This window comes from Nonomuraea sp. KM88 (assembly GCF_052245635.1).
GTDB lineage: Bacteria > Actinomycetota > Actinomycetes > Streptosporangiales > Streptosporangiaceae > Nonomuraea.
On record NZ_JBQQCC010000018.1, the window covers coordinates 59,710 to 82,567 of the forward strand.

At 70.9% G+C, this 22,858-nt stretch carries 23 protein-coding genes; 14 read left to right on the forward strand and 9 right to left on the reverse strand.

Features of this window, described 5'->3' with window-relative positions:
• Nucleotides 1-1,098, forward strand: a complete 1,098-nt coding sequence (locus ACTWPV_RS39050) for a 2-hydroxyacyl-CoA dehydratase (protein ID WP_443155636.1) — start codon at nucleotides 1-3, stop codon at nucleotides 1,096-1,098.
• A complete protein-coding gene (locus tag ACTWPV_RS39055) occupies nucleotides 1,086-2,357 on the forward strand; it encodes a 2-hydroxyacyl-CoA dehydratase (protein WP_443155637.1) in 1,272 nt (423 codons plus the stop codon). The genes ACTWPV_RS39050 and ACTWPV_RS39055 overlap by 13 nt, the downstream gene beginning before the upstream one ends.
• Nucleotides 2,358-2,376: 19 nt before the next feature.
• Here ACTWPV_RS39055 and ACTWPV_RS39060 read toward each other — a convergent pair whose 3' ends face one another.
• A complete protein-coding gene (locus ACTWPV_RS39060) occupies nucleotides 2,377-3,246 on the reverse strand; it encodes a PaaX family transcriptional regulator (protein ID WP_347648428.1) in 870 nt (289 codons plus the stop codon).
• A gap of 104 nt (nucleotides 3,247-3,350) precedes the next feature.
• Between ACTWPV_RS39060 and ACTWPV_RS39065 the strand changes: the two genes are divergently transcribed.
• The 3 genes from ACTWPV_RS39065 to ACTWPV_RS39075 are packed head-to-tail and all read left to right on the forward strand — an operon-like array spanning nucleotide 3,351 to nucleotide 5,633.
• Nucleotides 3,351-4,277, forward strand: a complete 927-nt coding sequence (locus tag ACTWPV_RS39065; RefSeq protein WP_443155638.1) for an SDR family oxidoreductase — start codon at nucleotides 3,351-3,353, stop codon at nucleotides 4,275-4,277.
• Between the two features lie 10 nt (nucleotides 4,278-4,287).
• Nucleotides 4,288-5,178 carry an amidohydrolase family protein gene (locus ACTWPV_RS39070; protein ID WP_443155739.1) on the forward strand — a complete coding sequence of 297 codons (891 nt, stop codon included), beginning with the start codon at nucleotides 4,288-4,290 and terminating at the stop codon, nucleotides 5,176-5,178.
• Nucleotides 5,175-5,633, forward strand: a complete 459-nt coding sequence (locus ACTWPV_RS39075; protein ID WP_347648425.1) for a MaoC family dehydratase — start codon at nucleotides 5,175-5,177, stop codon at nucleotides 5,631-5,633. Before ACTWPV_RS39070 ends, ACTWPV_RS39075 begins: the two co-directional genes overlap by 4 nt.
• Before the next feature lie 33 nt (nucleotides 5,634-5,666).
• On the opposite strand, the gene nuoH is transcribed toward ACTWPV_RS39075, so the two are convergent.
• The 5 genes from nuoH to ACTWPV_RS39100 form a co-directional block, all read right to left on the reverse strand.
• Entirely contained in the window at nucleotides 5,667-6,608 is a 942-nt protein-coding gene (gene nuoH, locus ACTWPV_RS39080; RefSeq protein ID WP_347648424.1) for an NADH-quinone oxidoreductase subunit NuoH, read from the reverse strand.
• Entirely contained in the window at nucleotides 6,601-7,143 is a 543-nt protein-coding gene (locus ACTWPV_RS39085; RefSeq protein WP_347648423.1) for an NADH-quinone oxidoreductase subunit C, read from the reverse strand. The genes nuoH and ACTWPV_RS39085 overlap by 8 nt, the downstream gene beginning before the upstream one ends.
• Complete coding sequence (locus tag ACTWPV_RS39090; protein ID WP_443155639.1) at nucleotides 7,140-7,673, reverse strand: NADH-quinone oxidoreductase subunit B; 534 nt, start codon at nucleotides 7,671-7,673, stop codon at nucleotides 7,140-7,142. The genes ACTWPV_RS39085 and ACTWPV_RS39090 overlap by 4 nt, the downstream gene beginning before the upstream one ends.
• 89 nt (nucleotides 7,674-7,762) lie before the next feature.
• A complete protein-coding gene (locus ACTWPV_RS39095) occupies nucleotides 7,763-8,995 on the reverse strand; it encodes a M48 family metallopeptidase (protein WP_443155640.1) in 1,233 nt (410 codons plus the stop codon).
• Between the two features lie 30 nt (nucleotides 8,996-9,025).
• Complete coding sequence (locus tag ACTWPV_RS39100; RefSeq protein WP_347648421.1) at nucleotides 9,026-9,397, reverse strand: NADH-quinone oxidoreductase subunit A; 372 nt, start codon at nucleotides 9,395-9,397, stop codon at nucleotides 9,026-9,028.
• 109 nt (nucleotides 9,398-9,506) lie between these two features.
• On the opposite strand from ACTWPV_RS39100, the gene ACTWPV_RS39105 reads away from it, so the two are divergent.
• The 4 genes from ACTWPV_RS39105 (at nucleotide 9,507) to ACTWPV_RS39120 (ending at nucleotide 14,110) form a co-directional block, all read left to right on the forward strand.
• Complete coding sequence (locus ACTWPV_RS39105; protein WP_443155641.1) at nucleotides 9,507-10,985, forward strand: polysaccharide deacetylase family protein; 1,479 nt, start codon at nucleotides 9,507-9,509, stop codon at nucleotides 10,983-10,985.
• Between the two features lie 32 nt (nucleotides 10,986-11,017).
• A complete protein-coding gene (locus ACTWPV_RS39110) occupies nucleotides 11,018-11,107 on the forward strand; it encodes a putative leader peptide (protein ID WP_352322479.1) in 90 nt (29 codons plus the stop codon).
• 119 nt (nucleotides 11,108-11,226) lie between these two features.
• On the forward strand, nucleotides 11,227-13,071 hold the full coding sequence (locus ACTWPV_RS39115; protein WP_443155642.1) for a 2-oxoacid:acceptor oxidoreductase subunit alpha: 1,845 nt from the start codon (nucleotides 11,227-11,229) through the stop codon (nucleotides 13,069-13,071).
• Nucleotides 13,064-14,110, forward strand: coding sequence for a 2-oxoacid:ferredoxin oxidoreductase subunit beta (locus ACTWPV_RS39120; RefSeq protein ID WP_443155643.1), 1,047 nt, complete (start codon nucleotides 13,064-13,066; stop codon nucleotides 14,108-14,110). Before ACTWPV_RS39115 ends, ACTWPV_RS39120 begins: the two co-directional genes overlap by 8 nt.
• Nucleotides 14,111-14,152: 42 nt before the next feature.
• Here ACTWPV_RS39120 and ACTWPV_RS39125 read toward each other — a convergent pair whose 3' ends face one another.
• Nucleotides 14,153-15,502 (reverse strand): glutamate-1-semialdehyde 2,1-aminomutase, encoded by a 1,350-nt coding sequence (locus ACTWPV_RS39125; RefSeq protein WP_443155644.1) that lies wholly within the window; start codon nucleotides 15,500-15,502, stop codon nucleotides 14,153-14,155.
• A gap of 512 nt (nucleotides 15,503-16,014) precedes the next feature.
• Between ACTWPV_RS39125 and ACTWPV_RS39130 the strand changes: the two genes are divergently transcribed.
• The gene (locus ACTWPV_RS39130) at nucleotides 16,015-16,986 is read left to right on the forward strand and encodes an NAD-dependent epimerase/dehydratase family protein (protein ID WP_443155645.1); all 972 of its coding nucleotides are present in this window, start codon (nucleotides 16,015-16,017) and stop codon (nucleotides 16,984-16,986) included.
• Here ACTWPV_RS39130 and ACTWPV_RS39135 read toward each other — a convergent pair.
• Nucleotides 16,891-18,006, reverse strand: coding sequence for an acyltransferase family protein (locus tag ACTWPV_RS39135; protein ID WP_443155646.1), 1,116 nt, complete (start codon nucleotides 18,004-18,006; stop codon nucleotides 16,891-16,893). The genes ACTWPV_RS39130 and ACTWPV_RS39135 overlap by 96 nt on opposite strands.
• A gap of 161 nt (nucleotides 18,007-18,167) precedes the next feature.
• On the opposite strand from ACTWPV_RS39135, the gene ACTWPV_RS39140 reads away from it, so the two are divergent.
• The 4 genes from ACTWPV_RS39140 to ACTWPV_RS39155 are packed head-to-tail and all read left to right on the forward strand — an operon-like array spanning nucleotide 18,168 to nucleotide 21,694.
• Nucleotides 18,168-18,833 carry a polysaccharide deacetylase family protein gene (locus ACTWPV_RS39140; RefSeq protein ID WP_443155647.1) on the forward strand — a complete coding sequence of 222 codons (666 nt, stop codon included), beginning with the start codon at nucleotides 18,168-18,170 and terminating at the stop codon, nucleotides 18,831-18,833.
• Nucleotides 18,833-19,723 (forward strand): glycosyltransferase family 2 protein, encoded by an 891-nt coding sequence (locus tag ACTWPV_RS39145; protein WP_443155648.1) that lies wholly within the window; start codon nucleotides 18,833-18,835, stop codon nucleotides 19,721-19,723. The genes ACTWPV_RS39140 and ACTWPV_RS39145 overlap by 1 nt, the downstream gene beginning before the upstream one ends.
• Nucleotide 19,724: 1 nt before the next feature.
• A complete protein-coding gene (locus tag ACTWPV_RS39150; protein WP_443155649.1) occupies nucleotides 19,725-20,717 on the forward strand; it encodes a GNAT family N-acetyltransferase in 993 nt (330 codons plus the stop codon).
• Nucleotides 20,714-21,694 (forward strand): hypothetical protein, encoded by a 981-nt coding sequence (locus ACTWPV_RS39155; RefSeq protein ID WP_443155650.1) that lies wholly within the window; start codon nucleotides 20,714-20,716, stop codon nucleotides 21,692-21,694. Before ACTWPV_RS39150 ends, ACTWPV_RS39155 begins: the two co-directional genes overlap by 4 nt.
• On the opposite strand, the gene ACTWPV_RS39160 is transcribed toward ACTWPV_RS39155, so the two are convergent.
• On the reverse strand, nucleotides 21,655-22,842 hold the full coding sequence (locus ACTWPV_RS39160; RefSeq protein ID WP_443155651.1) for a glycosyltransferase family 4 protein: 1,188 nt from the start codon (nucleotides 22,840-22,842) through the stop codon (nucleotides 21,655-21,657). The genes ACTWPV_RS39155 and ACTWPV_RS39160 overlap by 40 nt on opposite strands.
• Nucleotides 22,843-22,858 lie beyond the last annotated feature (16 nt).

Genomic DNA, 22,858 nt, shown 5'->3' on the forward strand with positions numbered 1-22,858 from the left:
GTGCGCACGGCCCTGGCCGCGCTGGAGGAGGCGTACGCCCGGCGCGGCGCGCCTCCTGCCGCCTCGAAGGCCCGGACCGGCGGCCGGACCGCGGTCGTCGGCTATGTAGGGGCGGACATGCCGGTCGAGCTGCTGACCGCCGCGGGAGTCCGCGCGTTCCGCCTCACGGGCGACCCGGGGTCCGGGTCCGCGCTCGGAGACCGATACCTGGGCCGCGGGGTGGACCCGGTGGCCCGCTCGGTGCTCGCCCGGCTGCTCGCCGGCTCCTTCGGCGAGCTGGATCGCATCGTGGTCTCGCGCGACTGCGAGGCGTCCCTGCGGCTGTTCTACGCGCTGCGCGAGCTGTGCCGCGTGGAGCCGGGCTCGGGGCTGCCCGAGGCGTACCTGGTGGACATCCTGCACCTGCCGCACCGCACGACCGCCCGGTACAACCGGCGCAGGATCGGCGAGTTCGCCGCCAGGCTCGAGGCCTGGACCGGCCGCCCCCTCGACCTGGCCGGGGCGGTGGCGGCGCACGACGTGCGGCGCCGGCTGCTGGCCGCCGCCGCCGAGCTGCGCAGGGCCGTGCCCGCCCGACTCACGGGGAGGCAGTTCCTCGCGGTGGCCAATGCGGTCCTGCCCGTGGACGAGCACGTCGCGCTGCTGGAACGGCTGCTGGTCGAGGCGGATCAGCTCCCGGAGCACGCGGGGCGGCGCGTCTTCCTGAGCGGCAGTGACCACGACACGCCGCACGTGTACGAGGCCATCGAGTCCGAGGGCCTGGTGATCGTCGGTGAGGACCACTCCTTCGGCGGCCCTTTCGTGAACGAGCCGGTCGGCGCGGGCGGCCTCGACGCGCTGGCCGAGCGCTACCACCACGGCGGCCCGACCGCCCACCGGGGCACGGCGGGCGAGCGGGCCGCGCGCGCGGCGGCGGCCGTACGGCACTGCGGGGCCGAGCTCTTCGTCGCCTATTGCAGGGCCGGAGACGAGGCCCCGGCCTGGGACTTCCCCGCGCAGCGCGCGGCGCTGGACATCCCCGCCGTGCTGCTGGAGCACCAGGACTACGGGCGTGCCGATCTGGCCGCCCTGCGGAAGGAACATCCATGCCCAACGTGAGATCGCGCAGTGTGAAATCCCTCGACACGGCGGCCGAGGCGAGCAGGCACCAGCGCGAATGGTTCGCCGACCTGCGCGGGCGGGTCGCCGCCGGCGAGCCGTTCGCCCTGCTGAACGCGGACGTCCCGCACGAGATCTTCCGCACGATGGACATCCCGTACGCGGTCAGCCAATGGTGGGCTTCACTGGTGACCGCCAAGCAGCGGTCGGGGCACTACCTGGAGCTGGTGCGGCAGCGCGGCTACCCCGACTACTCCGAGCAGTACAACGCGGTCACCCTCGGCTCCGCGTTCGACCCGGAGCCGGAGGCGGGCCCGTGGGGCGGCCTGCCCGGGCCGGACATCGTCGTCGGCGACGCTTCCGGCGACGTCACCCGCAAGATCTTCGACATCTGGGGGCAGGAGCCGGGGGTCACCTTCTACCCCCTGGAGAGCGCCGCCGAGAACGAGGTCCCCGTCAACTGGTGGGAGCTCATGCCGCACCGGTGGGAAGAGGCCGTCGGCCCGGCCAGGCTGGACCTGCTCACCGCGGAGCTGGAGAACCTCGTCAGGTTCCTGGAGACCACCACCGGCAGGCGGTTCGACGAGTCCCGCTTCCGCGAGGTGATGGCCCTGGCCAACGAGCAGGGGGAGTGGAACAGGAAGACGCGTGCCCTCGTCGCCCGCGCCCGGCCCGCGCCGCTCGGCGTCGTCGACAGCATCCCCAGCGTCATGCTCCCGCAGTGGCACCGCGGCACCGAGTGGGCCAGGGACCTCGCCAGGCGCTTCTACGAGGAGGTGCGCGACCGGGTCGACGCGGGCGTGGGCGCGTGCCAGGAGGAGCGGGCCAGGCTGATGTGGATCGGCCGCGGCCTCTGGTACGACATGGGCTTCTACCAGCGCTTCCAGGAGGAGTACGGGGCGGTGTTCGTCTGGTCGATGTACCTCGCCGTCGCCGCCGACGGTTATATCCGTTACGGCGACGACCCCATGAGGGCGCTGGCGGCGCGCTTCGCCGCCTTCAGCGATCAGCTCTACACCCCGCCGTGGTCGAGCGAGTGGTACGTGAAGGAGGCCCGCTCGCACGGCGTCGACGGCGTGGTCCATCTGGTCTCCGACGACCCCCGGGGCAGCTACTTCACCGCCAGGGCACTGGAGGCGGCCGGGTTTCCCGTGCTCGAGATCCATGCCGACAACGTCGACACCCGCACCTTCGACGACGACATGGTCGAACGCGTCGGTCGGTGGCTGGAGGACGTCGTCATGGCCCGACCCGGGTAGAGCTCCGCGCCGGGCGGGGTCAGGGTGGGTCCTGCCGTACGCCGGACGTGTCGAGGATCGCCGACGCCACTTCCCGCGCGGGTTGTTCGTAGACGCGGGCGAGCGTGTGGAAGACCTGCTCGGCCCGGATCGCCGGCCAGTCCTGCGGCAGGTGTTCGGCGGGCAGGTGCGGGTCCTGCCGGATGAGCTGGAGCCAGTCGGTGTGCAGGAGAAGCTGGCGGGCGAGGTCGTCGGCCGCGGCCGGCACCGGATGCGGGGTGTCCCAGCGGCGGAGGAAGGCCCGGTAGCGGCCGGCGATCTGCTCGGTGTCGAAGGCCTTGCGGACGAGGTCGGCCGACTCTGTGGGCTTGAGCGCCCGGGCCTGCAGCACGGTGACGTGGTCGTCGACCCGCAGATCGCCCGACTCGAGGGAGGTGAGGACATCGCCGGTGTCCTTGGTGCCGGGGGCGATCCACAGCCCGCTCTGCAGCAGGCCGAACCCGGCCCAGACGAGCTGCGAGCGCAGGTCGTGCCTGGTGGTGCGCAGGCTGTCGGGGAGGGAGAACCCGACGAGGGTCCAGGTGCCGTCCCATGCGCGGTTGACCGCGCCGGTCTCCCAGACGCGGCGGCGCCCGTCCTCCAGCACCTGTTCGGCCCGTTCGGTGAGCCCGATGTACGTCTTGCGCCCACGGCGGTGCCGGGCCAGCAGGTTTCGCTTCACCATGCGGGCCAGCGTCGACCGGACCGCCTCCTCGGAGACGCCCAGGCGGGAGAACACCTCGATGAGGCTGCCCGAGTAGACGGCAAGGTCGCGGCCCAGCACGTAGATCCCCAGAAAGCTGAACAGCAGCGACTGCGGCCGCGGGGCCGAAGCCGGCTGCCCGTCGTCGTCCCCGTCGGTGCGCGTCACAGCACGAGAGTAGGCCGACCTCAGGACGTTAGGCAAATCTTTGACGTTCGTCACAATATCGACATATATTCGCCTCATCCGCCTCACACCTCAGGGGGAATGCAATGGATCTGTCCGGCAAAGTCGCCGTTGTCACAGGTGCGAGCCGCGGGCTCGGCCGCGCATACGCCGAGGCGCTGGCCACAGCCGGAGCGGCGGTGATCGTCAACGACGTGGACGCCGCGGCGGCGGCGCAGGCCGTCGCCGCCATCACCGGGAGCGGTGGCCGCGCGCTGAGCGTCGAGGCCCCCGTCGGCTCAGCCGAGGTGGCCGACCGGCTGGTCGCCACAGCGGTCAAGGAGTTCGGCCGGCTTGACGTGATGGTCACCAACGCGGGGATCCTGCGCGACCGGGTCCTGTGGAAGATGTCGGACGACGACTTCGACGCGGTGATCGACGTGCACCTGCGCGGCACGTTCACCTGCGCGCGGGCCGCGGCGGTCCAGATGCGCGAGCAGGGCACCGGCGGCCGGCTGATCCTCATCTCCTCGCCGGCGGGCCAGCGCGGGAACTTCGGCCAGACCAACTACGCGGCGGCCAAGGCCGGCATCGTGGCGATGGCCAGAACCTGGGCGATGGAGCTGGCCAGGGCGAAGATCACGGTGAACGCGGTCGTGCCGGTGGCCGCGACCGGGATGACCAAGACCATTCCCGTGTTCGCGCCGATCATCGAGGAATCCGAGCGGACCGGCCGGCCGCTGCCCGGCTGGCTGCGCAAGGACGAGGGCCTGGGCACGGTCGAGGACGTGGCGGGGCTCGTCGTGTTCCTCGCTTCCGACGCCTCCGCGGAGGTGACCGGCCAGGCGATCGGCATCGGCGGCGACCGCCTCGCCCTGTGGTCCCACCCCGGCGAGAAGGCCGTCGCCCTCGCCGACGGAGGGTGGACGGCCGAGGCGATCGCCGCCTCCTGGCACTCGGGTGTCGGCGCCGAGCCGGAGACGTACGGGGTCCCCGCGCCCAAGGTCCCCGCCTCGGACGGGCAGGAGGCCTGACATGGCGGCCATGAACGTCGCCGAGCTGGTCGCGGTCGACGTGCACACCCACGCGGAGATCTCCAAGGACGGGCACGGCTCGCTCAGCCCGGAGCTGTTCGGCGCCTCGGAGGACTACTTCAAGGCCCACGGGCACCGGAAGCCGGCCATCCCCGAGATGGCCGCGTACTACCGGGAGCGGAAGATGGCCGCGGTGGTGTTCACCGTGGACGCCGAGCACGCCACCGGGCACCCGCGCATCTCGAACGAGGAGGTCGCGGAGAGCTGCGCCGAGCACGCCGACGTGCTGATCCCGTTCGCCAGCGTCGACCCCTGGAAGGGCAGGGCGGGCGCGCGAGAGGCGCGGCGGCTGGTCGAGGAGCACGGAGTGCGCGGGTTCAAGTTCCACCCGAGCATCCAGGGCATCGCCCCCAACGACCCCGTGGCGTACCCGTTGTACGAGGCGATCGAGGAGCTGGGTGTCCCGGCGTTGTTCCACACCGGGCAGACCGGCATCGGCGCGGGTGTCCCCGGCGGGGGCGGCATCCGGCTCAAATACGGCAATCCCATGCTGGTGGACGACGTGGCCGTGCACTTCCCCGAGCTGCGGATCATCCTGGCCCATCCGTCGTTCCCCTGGCAGGACGAGGCGCTGGCGGTGGCCACCCACAAGCCGTACGTCCACATCGACCTGTCGGGCTGGTCGCCGAAATACTTCCCGCCGCAGCTCGTGAGGTACGCCAACACGCTGCTCAAGGACAAGGTGCTCTTCGGGTCCGACTACCCCGTGATCACCCCGGACCGCTGGCTGGCCGACTTCGACAAGCTCGAGATCAAGCCCGAGGTCCGCCCGAGGATTCTGAAGGACAACGCCGTACGCCTGCTCGGGCTCGGCACCCAGGAGAGGACGACGGACGCATGACCACCACGGCGTACGGGCTCGACGAGATCAGGGCGCTGGCCGGCGAGAGTCTCGGCCACAGCGGCTGGCTGGAGATCGCCCAGGACCGGGTGAACACCTTCGCCGACGCCACCGACGACCACCAGTGGATCCACGTCGACCCCGGCAGGGCCGCGGGCGGGCCGTTCGGCGGCGCGATCGCCCACGGCTACCTGACGCTGTCCCTGGTCATCCCGCTGTTCAACGAGGTGCTCGACATCCAGGGCGTGAAGATGAGCATCAACTACGGCCTGGACAAGGTCCGCTTCCCCAGCCCGGTCAAGGTGGGCGCCCGGGTCCGCCTGGCCGCCACCGTCGCCTCGGTCGAGGACGTGCCCGGCGACGGCGTGCAGATGCATCTCGACTTCACCGTCGAGATCGAAGGGGCGGACAAGCCTGCCTGCGTCGCCCGCGCCATCTACCGCCACTACGCCTGACGTCGTCACGCGCGGAGGACCGGGCTGTGCCCGTCAGACGATGACCTTGACGACCCCGGTGAGCGCCAGTTGCACGAGCGCCAGCGGGACCAGCCCGGCCCAGGCGAGCTTCTGCAACTGGTCCTCGCGCAGCCGCGGATAGGTCACCCGCAGCCAGATCACCACGAACGCCAGCGCGAACACCTTGACCAGGGTCCACAACCAGCCGGGCAGGAACGGCCCGTGCCAGCCGCCCAGGAACAGGACGGTGGTCAGGAACGACAGGACCACGATCCCGACATATTCCGAGAGCATGAACAGCGCGAAGCGCATGCCGGTGTACTCCGTCATCGGGCCCATGATGATCTCGGACTCGGCGATCGGCATGTCGAACGGCGGGCGCCGCAGCTCCGCGAGCCCGGCCACGAAGAAGACGACGCCGCCGATGGCCTGCCACGGCAACCACCACCACTGCCACGCCTCGACGATGCCGGGGATCGACAGCGTGCCCGCCGCCATCGCCACCGACGAGGCCGCCAGCACGAGCGGCAGCTCGTACGCCATGAGCTGGGCCGCCGAGCGCATGCCGCCGAGCACGGAGTATTTGTTGGCCGAGGCCCACCCTGCCATGATCGCGCCCAGCACGCCCACGCCCATGACGGCGAGCACGAAGAAGAGGCCGAGGTCGAGGTCGACGGCCACGAGGCCGCGGTCGAGGGGGATGGCGATCAGCACGAGGAGGTAGGGCACGAGCGCCACACCAGGGGCGATCATGAAGATGCGGCGGTCGGCCGCGGCCGGGACGACGTCCTCCTTCTGCGCGAACTTCACCCCGTCGGCGATGAGCTGCGCCCAGCCGTGGAAGCCGCCCGCGTACATGGGCCCCAGCCGCGACTGCATGTGCGCCATGACCTTGTGCTCGGTCTGGCCCACGATCAGCGGCAGCACCAGGAACACGAGGAGGATGACGGCGAAGCTCAGCACCACGTCAAGCATCGGGCGGCCCCCAGTCGGCTGGAACTCCTGGCGGAAGCGTCTTGCGGCGGCTGGGGGCGCCGTGCCCCGACTCGCCGGGTTCCTTGGCGCCGGGCCATGCCTTGGCCACGCGGGCGGCCAGGACGAAGTCCTTGCGCAGCGGATGGCCTTCGAAGCCGTCAGGCAGCAGCAGCGGCACCAGGTAGGGGTGACCGTCGAAGATCACCCCGAACATCTCGTACGTCTCGCGCTCGTGCCAGTTGGCGCCCCTGTAGACGTCGACGGCGCTGGGCAGGTGAGGGTCGGCGCGCGGGACCCGGGTGCGCAGCAGCAGGCGGGTGCGGGCGTCGGGGTTGCAGACGTGGGCCACGATCTGGAACGTGTCCGGCGGGTCGTCGACGCCGGTCAGCCAGTCGAAGAAGGTGTGGCCGAGCTCGTCGCGGACGAACGTCAGCAGCTCGATCCAGCCGTCGGGGGCGACGTCGACGGTGACGTCGCCGTACGACTCGGTGATCTCCGCGCGCTCGCCGAACCGTTCGGCGATCCGGGCGGTCACGCCTGCTCCGACGAGTGGGCGCGGGACCAGACGTAGCGGTCGCTGAGCTTCTCCCCGGCGATCTTCTCCTGGAGTTTGGTGATGCCGTAGAGGAGCGCCTCCGGCCTGGGCGGGCAGCCGGGGACGTAGATGTCCACGGGGATGATCTGGTCGACGCCGTTGGTCACGCAGTAGGAGTCCCAGTAGGGGCCTCCGCTGTTGGAGCAGGCGCCGAACGAGATCACGTATTTCGGGTCGGGCATCTGCTCGTAGAGGCGCTTGACGGCGGGGGCCATCTTGTCGGTGACCGTGCCGGAGACGATCATGAGGTCGGCCTGCCTGGGACCGTTGGCGAACGGGATGACGCCGAAGCGGATGAAGTCGTGGCGGCTCGCCGACGTCGCGATGAACTCGATGGCGCAGCAGGCCAGCCCGAAGTTGAACACCCACAGCGAATAGCGCCTGCCCCAGTTGAGGACGAAGCGCATGGGTTTGGGGGCCAATCTGGAGATCGGCCCCACTGTGGGCATCGGGAGGTCCGTTGCTGCCATGTGCCCATTCTTACGCGCATCAGGGGGAACGCAAAGGAATCTTCCCTGGCGTGCACAGCCCTTGGGCTGAGCGTGATGCCCCCGCGCGGTCAGTGGTAGAGGGCTGATTGCGCGTTCTCCCTGATGGCCCGCGCCACGCGGCTCGCCGCCGCGTCGAGCTCGGCGCCGTCCGCCCCGCGCGCCGCGTCCCCGGCCGCCACCCGTGCCTCCCGGTAGGGCAGCGTCGCGACCCACTCCATCCGCAGGTACGTCGGCGGGTGCGTGCTGTCCACCCGCAGCTCCTCCAGGTGGGCGGCGCGGCGGCGGCGCTCCAGCTCCGAGTCGGGCACCGCGTCAGCGGACGTGCGCAGGGCCGTCCACAACCGTTCGGGTTTCACCGTGAGCGCGCTCGTCTCCAGGAACCAGAGGGCGGAGGCCGCCCTGGTGACCGTCGCGTCCAGGAGCGAGGCCGTCGCCGGCACGCCCGCGACCCGCGCCGCCATCGCGTCGGCCCGGTATTCGGCGCGTTGTGACGCGCGGTGCAGCAGCAGTTCCATCGCGGCGATGAGCCCGCGTACGGGGAGTCCGAGCAGGGCCAGCAGGGATTCGGCGAGCCAGCGGGAGAGGCCGTCCCCCGGCTCCCAGCCGAATGTCGTCAGTTCGCGCAGCACCGTGAGCGAGTGCAGCGCGCTGCCGACGACGAGCCCGTGCCGGTCGTCGCCGTTGCTCGCATGGGCCATCTCGTGGGCGAGGAGCGCGACGCGTTCCTGCGGGGTCAGGATCACCCACAGCGGGTAGCCGATCTCGACCAGGCGCCGGCGCCGCCAGCCGTAGGTGCTGAAGGACGCGTTCACCTCGCCGCTGACGGCGACCAGGTCGGTCCGGGGCGCCTTGATCTCCGTGCCGATGCGGTCGAGCAGGGCGTACAGGTCGGGCGCGTCCTCGCGGGTGAGGGGCTGCGCGCCGCCGGGGAAGGGGGCGGGGCGGGGGCGCAGCAGCCAGGCGAGGTCGAGGGCCACCAGGGCGGGGAGCACGGCGAGGAGGCTGCCGCGGGTCAGCAGGTAGCCGGCGAGGAGGAGGAGAGCGGGGGTGAGGAGGTGGGTCAGGCAGGCGAGGGCGTAGCCGGCGACGCGGGCCGTGCCCGCCGGGAGTCCGCCGGGTTCCTTCTCCGAGCGGAGGACGTCCTCGTGGAGGCCGCGGACGAGCCTGGCTGATAATCGGGCCGGCCGCGCGTGCTCCCGCCTTCCGCCGCCGCGTACGACGTTCCAGTCGCACGACGGGCACCACGAGGGGAAGGACGGCTCGGTCTTGAGCGACTGGTCGCACTGAGGGCAGACGGACACGGCACACATGGCACACAACGTGCCACATCCTCACGTCCAGGTGAGTACGCGCTTGCGCCAGGCGTAGACGATGCCGAGGGCGATGAACCCCAGGAACACGAACATCTCGACGAGCGTGGTCAGCCCGTAGCCGGGGGCGTCGAAGACGGTCGCCCAGGGGAACAGGAAGACGGCGTCCACCGCGAACACCACGTAGAGGTACGTGAAGACGTAGTAGCGGACCTGGGACTGCGCCCAGCCCTCGCCCACCGGGTCGACCCCGCACTCGTACGTGGTCAGCTTGTCGGGCGTGGGCCTGGACGGGCGGAGCAGGCGGTTGGCGAGCAGGGCGCCGGCCACGATGGCGACGCCGATGGCGAGCAGCGCGGCGACGAGCACGTACGACCCGAAATAGCCGTCCATGACGGGATGGTAACTCAGGGGAGACGCAAACCGGGAGATGGTCAAAAGTCAGGACCTGATCATCCCAAATCAGGGTAAATCAGAAGATCGCCACCATACCCTGACATGCATGCGCAAAAAGCGATTCTCTTCAGGAATCGCTCTGCTGGCCCTCTCGGTGTCCGGTTGCGGCGTGGCCGCCACCGCACCCGACAGGGACATCGTGGTCCCGGCAGAGCCGACGTCGATCGACTTTGTCGACCCCACGACCGTGGTCGGCCTGTCCACCAGAACGCTCACCGGCGGCGACTCCGCCGACGGCACATACGCGTACATCACCTACCCCGAGCTGGACGAGGCCCCCGCCCTCAACCGGACGCTGCACGAGCGGGCACGGGCGCAACTGCGCGCCTTCCGCGAGCGCGCGAAGAGGAGGGCGGCCGGCACCCGGTCCGAGCTGAACGTGAACTGGCAGCTCGCCGCCGCCTCCCCCGGGGCGATCGCCGTGCGGATGCGCACCGGCGAGAAGCTGAAGGCGGGCTGGCAACACTCCACGCGGACGTACTGGTTCGACCCGCACGACGGCAGGGCGGTCCGCTCCTCCGGCCTGCTCGCGGGCGATGACGCGCTGCGCAGGCTGGGCGTGCTGGTCAAGCGGCGCCTGATCCAGGAGCGCGGGTCGCAGATCGTGGCGGGCGGGATCATCGCGGACGCCGACCGGTTCGACTCGATGGCCTTCAACCGCGACGGGGACTTGGTCGTCGAGTTCGACGACTGCCAGGCCGGGCCGTGCCGACTGGGCCGGGTGGCGGCGGCCGTGCCGGCTGACGACGTCACGCCGCTGCTGTCCGGCCTGGGGGCGCGGGCGCAGGACGGCGTCAGGGCGGCGGCGCGGAGGGCCGCGGAGGACCTGAACGGCCCTCCGCCCACGGACCACCCCGCGAACAACACCGAGGCCGTCAGGAACCTGGCCGTGACCACCGACTGCGCCGAGACCAAGTGCGTGGCGCTGACGTTCGACGACGGTCCCGGTCCCTACACCGGCGCGCTGCTCGACCGGCTCCAGGACGGCCGGGCGCGGGCGACGTTCTTCCCTCTCGGCGCGAACGCCGCCGCCGACCCCGGTCTGGTGTTGCGGATGAGCGCCGAGGGTCACCTGGTCGGGAACCACGGCTGGACGCACAGGAACCTTGCCGACCTGACCACCAGCAAGATCGCCGACTCGCTGAGGGAGGCCGGGAACGCCATCTCTGTCGCGACCGGGCGCACGCCGACGCTCGTGCGACCGCCGTACGGGGCCGTGGGCCCGGAGTTGCGCGCCGTCGCGGCCGAGCAGGGCATGTCACTGGTCACCTGGGACGTCGACACCCACGACCACGAGGGCACGAAATCTGCCGACATCGTCGAACGAGCGGTGCGCGAGGCGCATCCAGGTGCGATCATTCTCATGCACGACATCCATCCGGAAACCGTCGATGCCGTTCCGGACATCCTCGAAAGGTTGCGCGGGAAGGGTTACAGCTTTGTCACCGTTCCCGAGCTGTACGGCATTGCGGGGATGCAGGCCGGACGCATGTACACGTCAGGGAGCGAGCAGCCCCAGACATAGTGCGCGTGTAGGGGGACGTATAGTTGGCGCACGTGACCCGAACCGTCCTGTTCGCCCGCCTGCATGTGGACCTCTGCAGGCTCGCGTCCGGGCTGTGTCGTCGTTCTCCCGCCTCACCCTGACCCCGGCCGCGTTACCCGCTTTCGCGGCCCGCAAACGCGTGACCTTCCGAGGATCTAGCATGGAAACAGAGAACGCGCCTACATCAACCGCGCCTTGGCGCGTCGAGGAGGACTGAGCTGTGACGAAGCAGGTCCAGCAACTCGACCGCGTGATCATCAGATTCGCCGGAGACTCCGGCGACGGCATGCAGCTCACCGGCGACCGTTTCACGGCGGGCACGGCGGAGTTCGGCAACGACCTGTCGACCCTGCCCAACTTCCCCGCCGAGATCCGCGCGCCCGCAGGCACGCTGCCCGGTGTCTCGAGCTTCCAGTTGCACTTCGCCGACCACGACATCCTCACGCCCGGCGACGCGCCGAACGTGCTCGTGGCGATGAACCCTGCCGCGCTCAAGGCCAACCTCGGCGACCTGCCCAGGGGCGCCGACATCATCGCGAACACCGACGAGTTCACCAAGCGCAACCTGCAGAAGGTCGGCTACGCCGCCAGCCCGCTCGAGGACGACTCCCTGAGCGAGTGGCGCGTGCACGCGGTCCCGCTGACCTCGCTGACCGTCAAGGCTCTCGAAGACTTCGACCTGTCGAAGAAGGACGCCGAGCGGTCGAAGAACATGTTCGCCCTCGGCCTGCTGTCCTGGCTCTACCACCGGCCGACCGAGCACACCATCAAGTTCCTCGAGCAGAAGTTCGCGAAGAAGCCCGACATCGCCAAGGCCAACATCGCCGCCTTCCAGGCGGGCTGGAACTACGGCGAGACGACCGAGGGCTTCTCGGTGAGCTACGAGGTCAAGCCCGCGCGGCTGGCTCCGGGCGTCTATCGCAACATCTCCGGCAACCAGGCGCTCGCCTACGGTCTGATCGCCGCCAGCGTGCAGTCGAAGTTGCCGCTCTTCCTGGGGTCCTACCCGATCACCCCGGCGAGCGACATCCTGCACGAGCTGTCCAAGCACAAGCGGTTCGGGATCCGCACCTTCCAGGCCGAGGACGAGATCGCCGGTGTCGGCGCGGCGCTCGGGGCCGCGTTCGGCGGGTCGCTGGGCGTGACCACCACGTCGGGTCCCGGCGTGGCGCTGAAGGCCGAGACCGTCGGCCTGGCGGTAACCACCGAGCTGCCGCTGATCGTCGTCGACGTGCAACGCGCGGGGCCGAGCACCGGCATGCCGACCAAGACCGAGCAGACCGACCTGCTGATGGCCCTGTTCGGCCGCAACGGCGAGTCGCCGGTGCCGGTGGTGGCGCCGATGTCGCCGAGCGACTGCTTCGACGCGGCCGTCGAGGCGGCCAGGATCGCCGTCAAATATCGCACGCCGGTCATGTTGTTGTCGGACGGCTATCTGGCCAACGGCTCGGAGCCCTGGCGCCTGCCCGAAATTTCCGATCTGCCGGACATATCGCAGGAATTCACGACCGCCCCGAACAGCGAGGACGGCACGTTCCTGCCCTTCAAGCGTGACACCGAGACCCTCGCCCGCCCGTGGGCCATCCCCGGCACCCCCGGCCTCGAACACCGCATCGGCGGCATCGAGAAGGCCGACGGCACCGGCAACATCTCCTACGACCCCGCCAACCACGACCTGATGGTCCGCACCCGGGCCGCCAAGGTCGCCGGCATCGACGTGCCCGACCTCGAGGTCGACGACCCCGACGGCGACGCCAGGGTGCTCGTCATCGGGTGGGGCTCGACGTACGGCCCGATCGCCGCCGCCGTGCGGCGCATCAGGAAGGGCGGCGGCAAGGTCGCCCAGACCCACCTGCGCCACCTCAACCCGCTGCCCGCCAACACCGGCGAGATCCTCAAGCGCTACGACAAGGTGCTGCTGCCCGAGATCAACCTGGGCCAGCTGGCCCTGCTGCTGCGGGCCCGCTACCTCGTCGACGTGATCAGCTACAACCGCGTGCGCGGGCTCCCGTTCAAGGCGGAGGAGCTGGCCGGAGTCATCCAGGACGTGATCGACAGTGACTGAGCTAGTCAATGGGAAAGGGCTCTCGCTCGTTCCCAAGACCGACGTGAAGCAGACCCTGAAGGACTTCAAGTCCGACCAGGAGGTGCGCTGGTGCCCGGGCTGCGGCGACTACGCGATCCTGGCCGCCGTGCAGAGCTTCCTGCCCGAGCTGGGGCTCAAGCGCGAGAACATCGTGTTCGTCTCCGGCATCGGGTGCTCGTCGCGGTTCCCGTACTACCTCAACACCTACGGGTTCCACTCCATCCACGGCCGGGCGCCGGCGATCGCGACCGGGCTGGCCGCCTCACGTCCCGACCTTTCGGTGTGGGTGATCACCGGTGACGGCGACGCTCTCTCGATCGGCGGCAACCACCTGATCCACGCGCTGCGCCGCAACGTCAACCTCAACATTCTGCTGTTCAACAACCGGATCTACGGTCTGACCAAGGGCCAGTACTCCCCCACGAGCGAGGTCGGCAAGATCACCAAGTCGACGCCGATGGGGTCGCTCGACAAGCCGTTCAACCCGATCTCGCTGGCCATCGGCGCCGAGGCGTCCTTCGTGGCCAGGACCATCGACTCCGACCGCAAGCACCTGCAGTCGGTGTTGCGCGAGGCGACCGCGCACCACGGCACGTCGCTGGTGGAGATCTACCAGAACTGCAACATCTTCAACGACAACGCCTTCGAGCAGCTCAAGGACCCCGAGGTCCGCGACGACATCACGGTGCGGCTGGAGCACGGCCAGCCCATCGCGAGCGCCTCGAAGGCCGTCGTACGCGCCGCGAGCGGGGGCATCGAGGTGGTGGCCCGCGACAGCGTGAGCGACGACCAGATCCTCGTGCACGACGCGCACAACCCCGACCCGTCGGTGGCCTTCGCGCTCAGCAGGCTCGACGAGCCGGCGTTCGAGCACGTGCCGATCGGCATCTTCCGGCAGGTCGCCCGCCCGACCTACGACACTCTCATGGCCGAGCAGCTCGACGAGGCCGCGGCCCGCACGGGGACCGGCGACCTGAGCGAGCTGCTGCTGGGTGGCGACACCTGGCGCATCGGCTGACGTTCGCGGGGGAGCCGCCGCGGTCACGCGGGAGCTCCCCCGTCAGCGCAGCCGGCGCGGCTCCGCCAGGCCGCGGAGCGCGGGCGCGACCGGGCGCCCGTTCAGCAGCCCTGTGACGCCGCGTGCTTCGAGCGCCTTGGCGTACACCGCCAGAGCCTCGCGTACGGCCTCGACGGTGTGGGCCACGTCGCCGGCCGTGTGCGCGGCCGAGATGACGAAGGACTGGCCCAGCACCCCGCGCCTGAGCAGCTCCTGGATGAACAGCGTGCGATGGGCCTGTGACGGCCGCCCTTCGTGATCGGCCGTGGTGAACACCAGGCACGACGGCCGGCCGACGGCGGCGACGTGGTCCCCCAGGCCGAGTTCGGCCGCCGCCGCGTTGACCCCCTCGGCGAGCGCGCGGCCGCGCTGCTCCATGATCGCGATGGGGTCGCCCTCCTCGTACGCGCGCACGACCGCGCGGAAGGCCGCCAGAGAGACCCGCTCGGGCCCGTGCGTGGTCGACAGCAGGAAGACGCGCGGCCGGTCGGTACGCAGGCCGCCGAGCTCCATCAGCTCCCGACGGCCGGCGAGGGCGGAGATGGGAAAGCCGTTGCCCATGCCCTTGCCCCAGCACGACAGGTCGGGCGTGACGCCGTAGAACGTCTGCGCGCCCCCCATGGCCCAGCGGAACCCGGTGATCGTCTCGTCGAACACGAGCACCGTGCCCTGCTCGTCGCAGAGCGCACGCACGCTTTCCAGGTAGCCGGGCGCCGGCTCGGCGGTCGCGGTCGCCGGCTCGATGACCACGCACGCCACCTGCCGGTCGTGCCGCTCGAAGAGCGCCCGCAGCGAGTGGAGGTCGTTGAAGCGGAAGCGCACGGTCAGCTCGCGTACGGCCGCGGGCACGCCGGCGTTCATCGCCACCGTCCCGATGAACCAGTCGGCCGTCGAGTAGAAAGGCTGGTCGCCGATGGCCACCAGGTCTCGTCCGGTCGCCGCCCTGGCCAGCCGGACCGCGGCCGAGGTCGCGTCCGAGCTGTTCTTGGCGAACTTCACCATCTCGGCGCCCGGCACGTGGCGGAGGAAGTCCTCGGCCGCCGACACCTCCAGGTCGGTCGGCCTGCTGAAGCTCAGCCCGTCCTCGAGCGCGGCGCGCACCGCGGCCAGCACGGGCTCGTACGCGTGACCCAGCGTGACCGCGCGCAGGCCCATGCCGTATTCGACGTAGCGGTTGCCGTCGGCGTCCCAGACCCTGGCGCCCGAGCCGCGCACGAGCACCGGTGCCATGCCCTCTGGATATTGGTCGCTGCCGCGGGCGTAGGTGTGCGCCCCTCCAGGGACGAGCTCGTGCAGGCGGCTCTGCAGCCGCTCGGATTCGGCGAACCCGGCATGCTCTTGTAACGGGACCATTACCCGATGATAGGGATCACCATCCCGGGGCGACAGATCGACGGCTCTGCTGGATCGCTCCAAGACAGAGACACCCGGCGGGCCAGCCGTGACAATGGCCTGGTGGTCCTGCACTGGCTGGTCCTGATATTACTCGTGCTCGCGGCGCCCACCGAGCCGTCCGCGAGCACCCATCCACCGCCGTCGGCGGTCGAGCACCTGACCGGCGAGCACCTGCCGGTCGAGCAGGGCGACGAGCGGCTGTGCCCGCTGTCGCGCAGCCCTCGCCCCGCCCTCTCGTCGAGCGCGCCCTGGCGTAACCCGACAGCCACGCGCCGGCCCGCTCCCGCCCGCTCTCGGGCGCTGCGCCGCCGCTCCCTTCGCAGACCCCGCGCGCGCCATCGCCGGGAACGGCAACGGGCCAGGCCCGATCCGGACCCTGATCCAGGCCCACCCGGCTTACATTCCCCCCGGGCACCGCCCGGACCGCTCTTTCCTCGTGATCATTCTGAAGTCGACACTTAGGAGAGAGCATGCACCGCGTTCTGATCACCGGAGCTTCCGGTTTCATCGGGGCCCACGTGACCCGCCGCCTCCGGGGGTTGTCGGTCGAGGTCCACGCCGTCAGCCGGGGACCGCGGGCTTCCCTGCACGGCGAGATCTGGCACCAGTGCGACCTGCGCGAGGAAGAGGCGACCGCCGCCCTGATGCGGGCGATCCGCCCTCAGGTGGTCTTCCACCTGGCCGGGGAGGTCAGCGGCAGGCGCGAGGTCGCGATGGTCTCCGAGACGCTGGGCGGCAACCTGCTGACTGCGGTCAACCTCCTGGCCGCCGCCACGCGCACGCCGGCCAGGCTGGTGTTCGCCGGTTCGGTCGAGGAGCCGCACGCCGGCTCGGTCGCCCCGCACTCCCCTTATTCCGCCGCCAAGGCCGCCGCCACCGGCTACGCCATGCTCTTCCACCATCTGTGGAACATCCCGGTGACGGTCCTGCGCATCGCCATGGTGTACGGCCCCGGCCAGGAAGACCTGAGCAAGCTCGTGCCGTACGTGGCCACCGAGCTCCTGCAGGGCCGGTCACCGCAGGTGGGCAGCGGCACCCGCCTGGTCGACTGGGTCTTCGTCGACGACGTCGTCGACGCGCTGGTGGCCGCTGCGCTGAGCGGCGCGGCCGACGGCCAGGCCCTGGACGTGGGCAGCGGCACGGGCACTTCCATCCGGGCCACCGTGGACCTGCTCCACCGGCTGGCTGGGACGTCCGTGGCACCCGTCTACGGAGCGATCGCCGACCGGGCACGTGACCGCGCCCACCTCGCCGACGTGCGACCGGCGGAGGAGGTGCTCGGCTGGCGGGCGGCCACGCCGCTGGCGGAGGGGCTGGCGCGGACCCTGCGATGGTACGCGGGCCGGCTAGTGCCTCAAGCGGCGCTCCACGCGCCCGCCTTCCACAGGCCGCAGCCGGCGTTCCATGGGCCGCTCGACGAACCTGAACAGCAGCCACGCTAGGCCGACGCTCACCACCAACATGCCGGCCGACACGTTGACCACCGCCACCGCGTTCAGGTCGTGACCCAGAAGCTTGGTGCCCAGCCGGATCACCGGCTGGTGCACCAGGTAGAAGGCGAAGGAGATCTCACCGAGCCGGATCAGCCAGGGATGCCCCAGCAGGCCGCGCCCGCGCCGTGCGTCGGCGGCGGCGAGCGCGGCGACGAGCAGTGCCAGCGGGCCCGCCATCCAGGCCACCCAGACCCAGGGCTCGGGAACGAGCCCGGCGGCGAGATAGGCCACGGCCACGAAGCCCGCCGAGACGCCCACCCCGGGCCCGCGCCAACGCCCGTTACGGATCATCAGCGCCAGGCAGATCCCGAGCGTGAACTCCAGCAGCCGGGTCACCGGGAAGATCGTGACGAACCAGTAGGCGAGCGGCTCCGGCATGAGCGTCGCCAGAGCGGACACCGCCCAGACGCCGGCCACCAGTCCCACGGCGAGCAGCCACCAGCGCCGCGCCGGCACCGCGCGTACCAGGGCGACCAGCCAGGGGAAGACGGCGTAGAAGAACGCCTCGCAGGCCAGCGACCAGGCCGGGGTGTTGACGGCGAAATAGTAGCCCTCGTCGGGCACCCACGGCTGCACCAGGACGAGCCCGGCCAGCGCGGGTCCCGCCGACAGCTCGCGCCCGACCAGCGCCAGCATGGCCAGCACGCAGAGCCAGGTCACCACGTGGTCGGGCAGCACCCGCGCGGCCCGCCTGCGCCAGAAGCGCACAGGGCGGTCACCGGGGCGGGCCGACCAGGTGAGCACCAGCCCGGACAGCACGAAGAACAGCGAGACCCCTGAGGCGCCGGCGCCGAACAGCACACCCATCCCGTGGACGAACCCGGGATCGCTGGTCATCGTCTGGTTGGCCAGGATGTGGAAGCCGAACACGCCGAAGGCGGCCAGCCAGCGCAGACCCGTCAGGGACGGTAATCGTGCCGGGGCCGCATTGTCGGCCTCCGCGACCAGGTCACGTGCCCGCTGCTCCATGCATCCCCGCCCTACGCCGGAACCCACGTCACCTTAGACGTGCTCAAAGGCCGTGGCAACAGCTCTGGAACGGCCGGAATCGGCCACTGCGAGATGTAACAAGTACGGCGCTTTGGAACGATATTGATCGGGACGGCTGCCACTAGAGAGGTCGGGGGACATTGACCCGTTCGGTCCTCAACCTGACTGTCCACGGCATCGGCGAACCACTCCGGGAACTCGACCCCGGCGAGGACGTGACGTGGGTCAGTGTCGAGCAGTTCGAGCAGGTCCTCGATGAGGTGAAGGACCGGCCGGACGTCAGGCTCACCTTCGACGACGGCAACGACTCCGACCTGGAGATCGGCCTGCCGGCCCTGCTGGAGCGGGGGCTCCGCGCGGAGTTCTTCGTGCTGGCCGGCCGGCTCGGCGAGCGGGCCAGGCTGGACGCCGACGGCGTGCGGGAACTGGTGCAGCAGGGCATGCGTATCGGCTCGCACGGCTGGGCCCACCGCGACTGGCGGCGGCTCGCGCCCGGACAGGAGGCCGAGGAGCTGGCGCGGGCCCCCGAGGTGCTCAGCGAGCTGTGTGGGGAGCCGGTCGGCAGGGTGGCCATCCCGTTCGGCTCCTATGACCGGCACGTGCTGGCCAGGTTACGCCGGGCGGGTGTCAGCCTCGCCTACACCAGTGACGGCGGCCGGGCCCGTGCCGGCGCCTGGCTCCAGCCGCGCACCAGCCTCCACCGCGACATCGGTCCCGGCTGGGCCACCGCCCTGCTGGAGGACAGCCGGTCACCCAGGATGCGGGCCAGGAAACTGGTCTCGCGGACGATCAAGCGTCTCCGCTGATGACGCGCATGGCGGCCGTCATCGTCAGCTACAACAGCGCCGAGGTGCTGAAGGACTGCCTCAGCTCGCTCCCTCGCGACCTGGCAGGGGTGGTGGTCGCCGACAACGCCTCCCGCGACGAGTCCGTCCGGGTGGCCGAGGCGGCCGGCTGCCGGATCGTGCAACTCGGGCGCAACGCCGGTTACGCCGCAGCGATCAACGCGGCGGTCGCGACGCTCGACCTCGGCGCGATCGACGCCGTGCTGGTGCTCAACCCGGACTGCCGCCTGGCGCCGGGTTCGCTGCCCGTGCTGGCGCGCGCGCTGGACCGTCCCGGATGCGGCATCGCCGTACCGAAGCTGGTCAACTCGGACGGCTCCTTGCAGCCCTCGCTGCGCCGCGCGCCCACTGTCACGCGGGCGCTGGCGCAGGCCGTGCTCGGCGGCACCCTGGCCGGGCGGTCGAGCCGGCTGGGCGAGTTGGTCACCGCCCCGGCGGCCTACGAGCGGCCCTGCCCGGCGGCCTGGGCCACCGGTGCGGCCATGCTCGTGGCCACCCCGCTGGTGCGGGCGGCCGGTCCGTGGGAGGAGTCCTTCCTGCTCTACAGCGAGGAGACCGAGTACGCGCTACGAGCCGCCGACCTGGGCTGGAGCCTGTGGTACGAGCCCGAGGCGGTCTTCGAGCACATCGGCGGCGAGTCCGACACCAGCCCGATGCTGGCCGCGCTGATCGCGGTCAACCGGGTCAGGTTGTTCCGCAACCGGAACGGTCCAGTGCGCGGCGCCGCCTACTTCGCCGCGGTGCTGCTGGGCGAGGCGGTCAGGGCGCTGCGCGGTCAGCGTACGGCTCGCGCCGCGCTGGTGGCCCTGGTGCGGCCAGCGCGCCGGCTGCGGAAGCTTCCGGGGGGCTGACGTGCGCATCGTCGCCTTCGACGCCCTCACACCGGACGAGCTGGCCGCCTGGCACCGGCTCAGGGCCACCGATCCGGCGCTGGACAGCCCTTACTTCCACCCCGATTTCGCCGCCGCCGTCCACGCGAGCGGGCGCGAGATCCAGGTCGCGGTGCACGGCGACCCCGAGGTGCTGGCGCTGCTGCCCTTCCAGCGCGACGGTTCGATCGCCAGGCCGGCGGGCTGGCCGGCCGCCGACTTCCAGGCGCCGATCCGGGCACCGGGCACCGCCTTCCCCGCCCTGGAGTTCGTCCGGGCGGCACGGGTGCGCGGCCTGGCCTTCGACCACCTGCTGGAGCAGCCGGACTTCGACCGATGGGTCAGGCGCCGCCGCCCTTCGCCCTTCCTGGAGGTCACCGGCGGCCTGGACGGCTACCTCGGCCGGGCCTCGCGTACCGCCAAGGACAACCTGGCGCAGGCCAGGCGCCGGGCCCGCAAGGCGGGGCGGGAGCTGGGCGAGGTGGTCCTCACCGCGGACGCGCTCGATCACGCGCTGCTCGACAGGGTGATCGAGCTCAAGCGGGCCCAGTACACGGCCACCGGAGCCCGTGACTACTTCACCGATCCCGGGCGGGCCGACATGCTGCACAAGCTGCTGGCCGCCCGCGATCCGGAGTTCGCCGGGGTCCTGTCGGCCGTGCACGCCGGGCCGCACCTGCTGGCGGCGCATTTCGGGCTGCGCTCTGGCGGGGTGCTGCACTGGTGGTTTCCCGTCTACGACCCGGCGCACGCGCGCCTGTCGCCCGGCTGGATCTTGCTGCGCGAGCTGATCGCGGCCGCGCCCCACATGGGCGTGGCACGCATCGACCTGGGGCGCGGCGAGGACGAGTACAAACGCCGGGCGATGACCGGACAGATCCTGGTCTGCGAGGGCGAGGTCACCGCCAGCCCGGTGCGCAAGGCCAGGAACGCACTGATCGCGACAGCCAAGAAGGTGCTCAGGAGGGGACGTTGAACAAGCAGCTTCGCGCGGGGGACGTCGCGCAAGTGCGCGCAGGGGACATCGTGCGGGTGCGCGGCAAGGAGGAGATCCTCGCCTCCCTGGACGAGAACGGCAGACTGGGCGGGCTACCGTTCATGCCGGAGATGCTGGCCTACGCCGGCCAGGAAATGCGGGTGTACAAGCGAGCGGACAAGACCTGCGACACGATCCAGCAGACCGGCACCAGGCGGCGCATGCAGAACACGGTGCACCTGGTCGGCGCCCGCTGCGATGGCAGCGCGCACGGCGGCTGCCAGGCCGGGTGCCTGCTGTTCTTCCGCGAGGAGTGGCTGGAGGGCGGGCCGAGGGCGCCTGAGGGCGGGGGCGCCGCGCTGGAGACGCTGGAGAAGGACACCGTGCGGGGCACGGCGGAGGACGGCGAGCCACTTCACCGCTGCCAGGCCACCGAGCTGCTGAACGCCTCCGAGGGCGGGCTGGGGCCCTACGACTGGAGCCAGTACGTCCACGACGTGCGTACGCGCAACGAGCGGCTGCTGACCGTGCTGCGCGGCCTGGCCGTGCTGGCGTTCAACATCTTCCAGCGGCGTACGCTACGGCTGCCGCGTCGGCTGCGCATCAAGGGCGGCGAGGAGTGGCCGTTCCTGCGCGGCACGGCCACCGGCCCGACACCGCCCGCCGGACCGCTCGGCCTGCGGCCCGGCGACCTGGTCGAGGTCAAGAGCAAGGAGGAGATCGTCAAGACGCTGCGGCCCGACAACAAGAACCGGGGCATGGTCTTCGACGCCGAGATGCTGCTCTACTGCGGAAAGCGGGCCCGCGTGCTGCGCCGCGTCGAGCGCATCATCGACGAGCCCACCGGCCGCATGATCAAGCTGAAGGACTGCCTGATCCTGGAGAACGTCATCTGCCAGGCCGTCTACCACCGGCACTGCCCGCGCTCCATCTACCCCTACTGGCGCGAGGTCTGGTTGCGCAAGATCGAGTCGTAGACCGCCACGTAGGCCTCGGCCTGCCGGCGCCAGTCCAGCACGGTCTCGGCGCGGTGGCGTCCCGCCGCGCCCAGGGCCGCGCGGCGCGGCGGGTCGTCCAGCAACGCGATCAGCTCCTTGACGAAGCCGTCCAGGTCGTCGGGGTCGGCGTAGACGGCGCACTCCCCTGCGGTCACGGCCGTCTCGGTGAGCCGGTAGGCCACCACCGGCAGGCCGAAGGCCATGTACTCCATGGTCTTGTTCATCGTGGAGACGTCGTTGAGCGGGCTGAAGGGGTCGGGCGAGAGCCCGGCGGTGGCGGTGGAGAAGTAGCGGGCGATCTCCTCCGGTCCCACCCGTCCGGTGAACTCGACGTGCTCGTCGAGCCTCAGCTCGCTCGCCAGGCGCTTGAGGTCCTCCAGGCAGTCGCCGAAGCCGAGCAGGGCGAAGCCCACGTCCGTGCGGCCGTACCGGTGAATCACCTGCTCGGCGATGCGCAGCACGACGTCCACGCCGTCCTGCGGGCCCATGATGCCCAGCCAGACCAGCAGGTGCTTCCGGCCGCGGCGCAGCTCGGGCACCGGCTGGCCTGGCCGCATCACAGTGGTGTCGGGGCCGGACCTGACCACGGTGGACAGTTCCCGCGGCACGCCGCCGCGCCCGACCGCGACGTTCTGGTAGGAGGTGTTGGTGGAGATCACCCGGTGGGCGGCGCGGAAGGTCCGGCGCTCCAGCCACAGCAGCGCCTTTAGCTGCGACCGCCCGGCCAGGGAGGCCGGCTCGCCGAAGCGGGAACGGAACACCTCGGGATTGAGATCGTGGTGGTCGAAGACGAAGCGCACGCCGAAGGGCCGCCACAGCCGGGCCAGCGCCCAGTACGTGTCCGGCGGGTTGCACGCCTGCAGCGCGTGGAACCTGCGGCGGCGCCGTACCTTGAGGGACAGCAGCGCCGTGCGGATCCAGCAGTACACGAACTCCCAGGCGTAACCGACCGGACCGGCGGCCTGGCGCGGCGGCGCGTACTTGTACAGGTGCACGCGCTCCAGCACGTCGTAGGCCGGATCGCCGGGGCCCTGGGGGCAGATCACCGAGACCTCGTAGCCAGCCGCTTTCAGCGCCCGGCACTCCAGCCAGACCCGGCGGTCCAGGGGAACCGGAAGGTTCTGCACAACGATGAGGACGTGC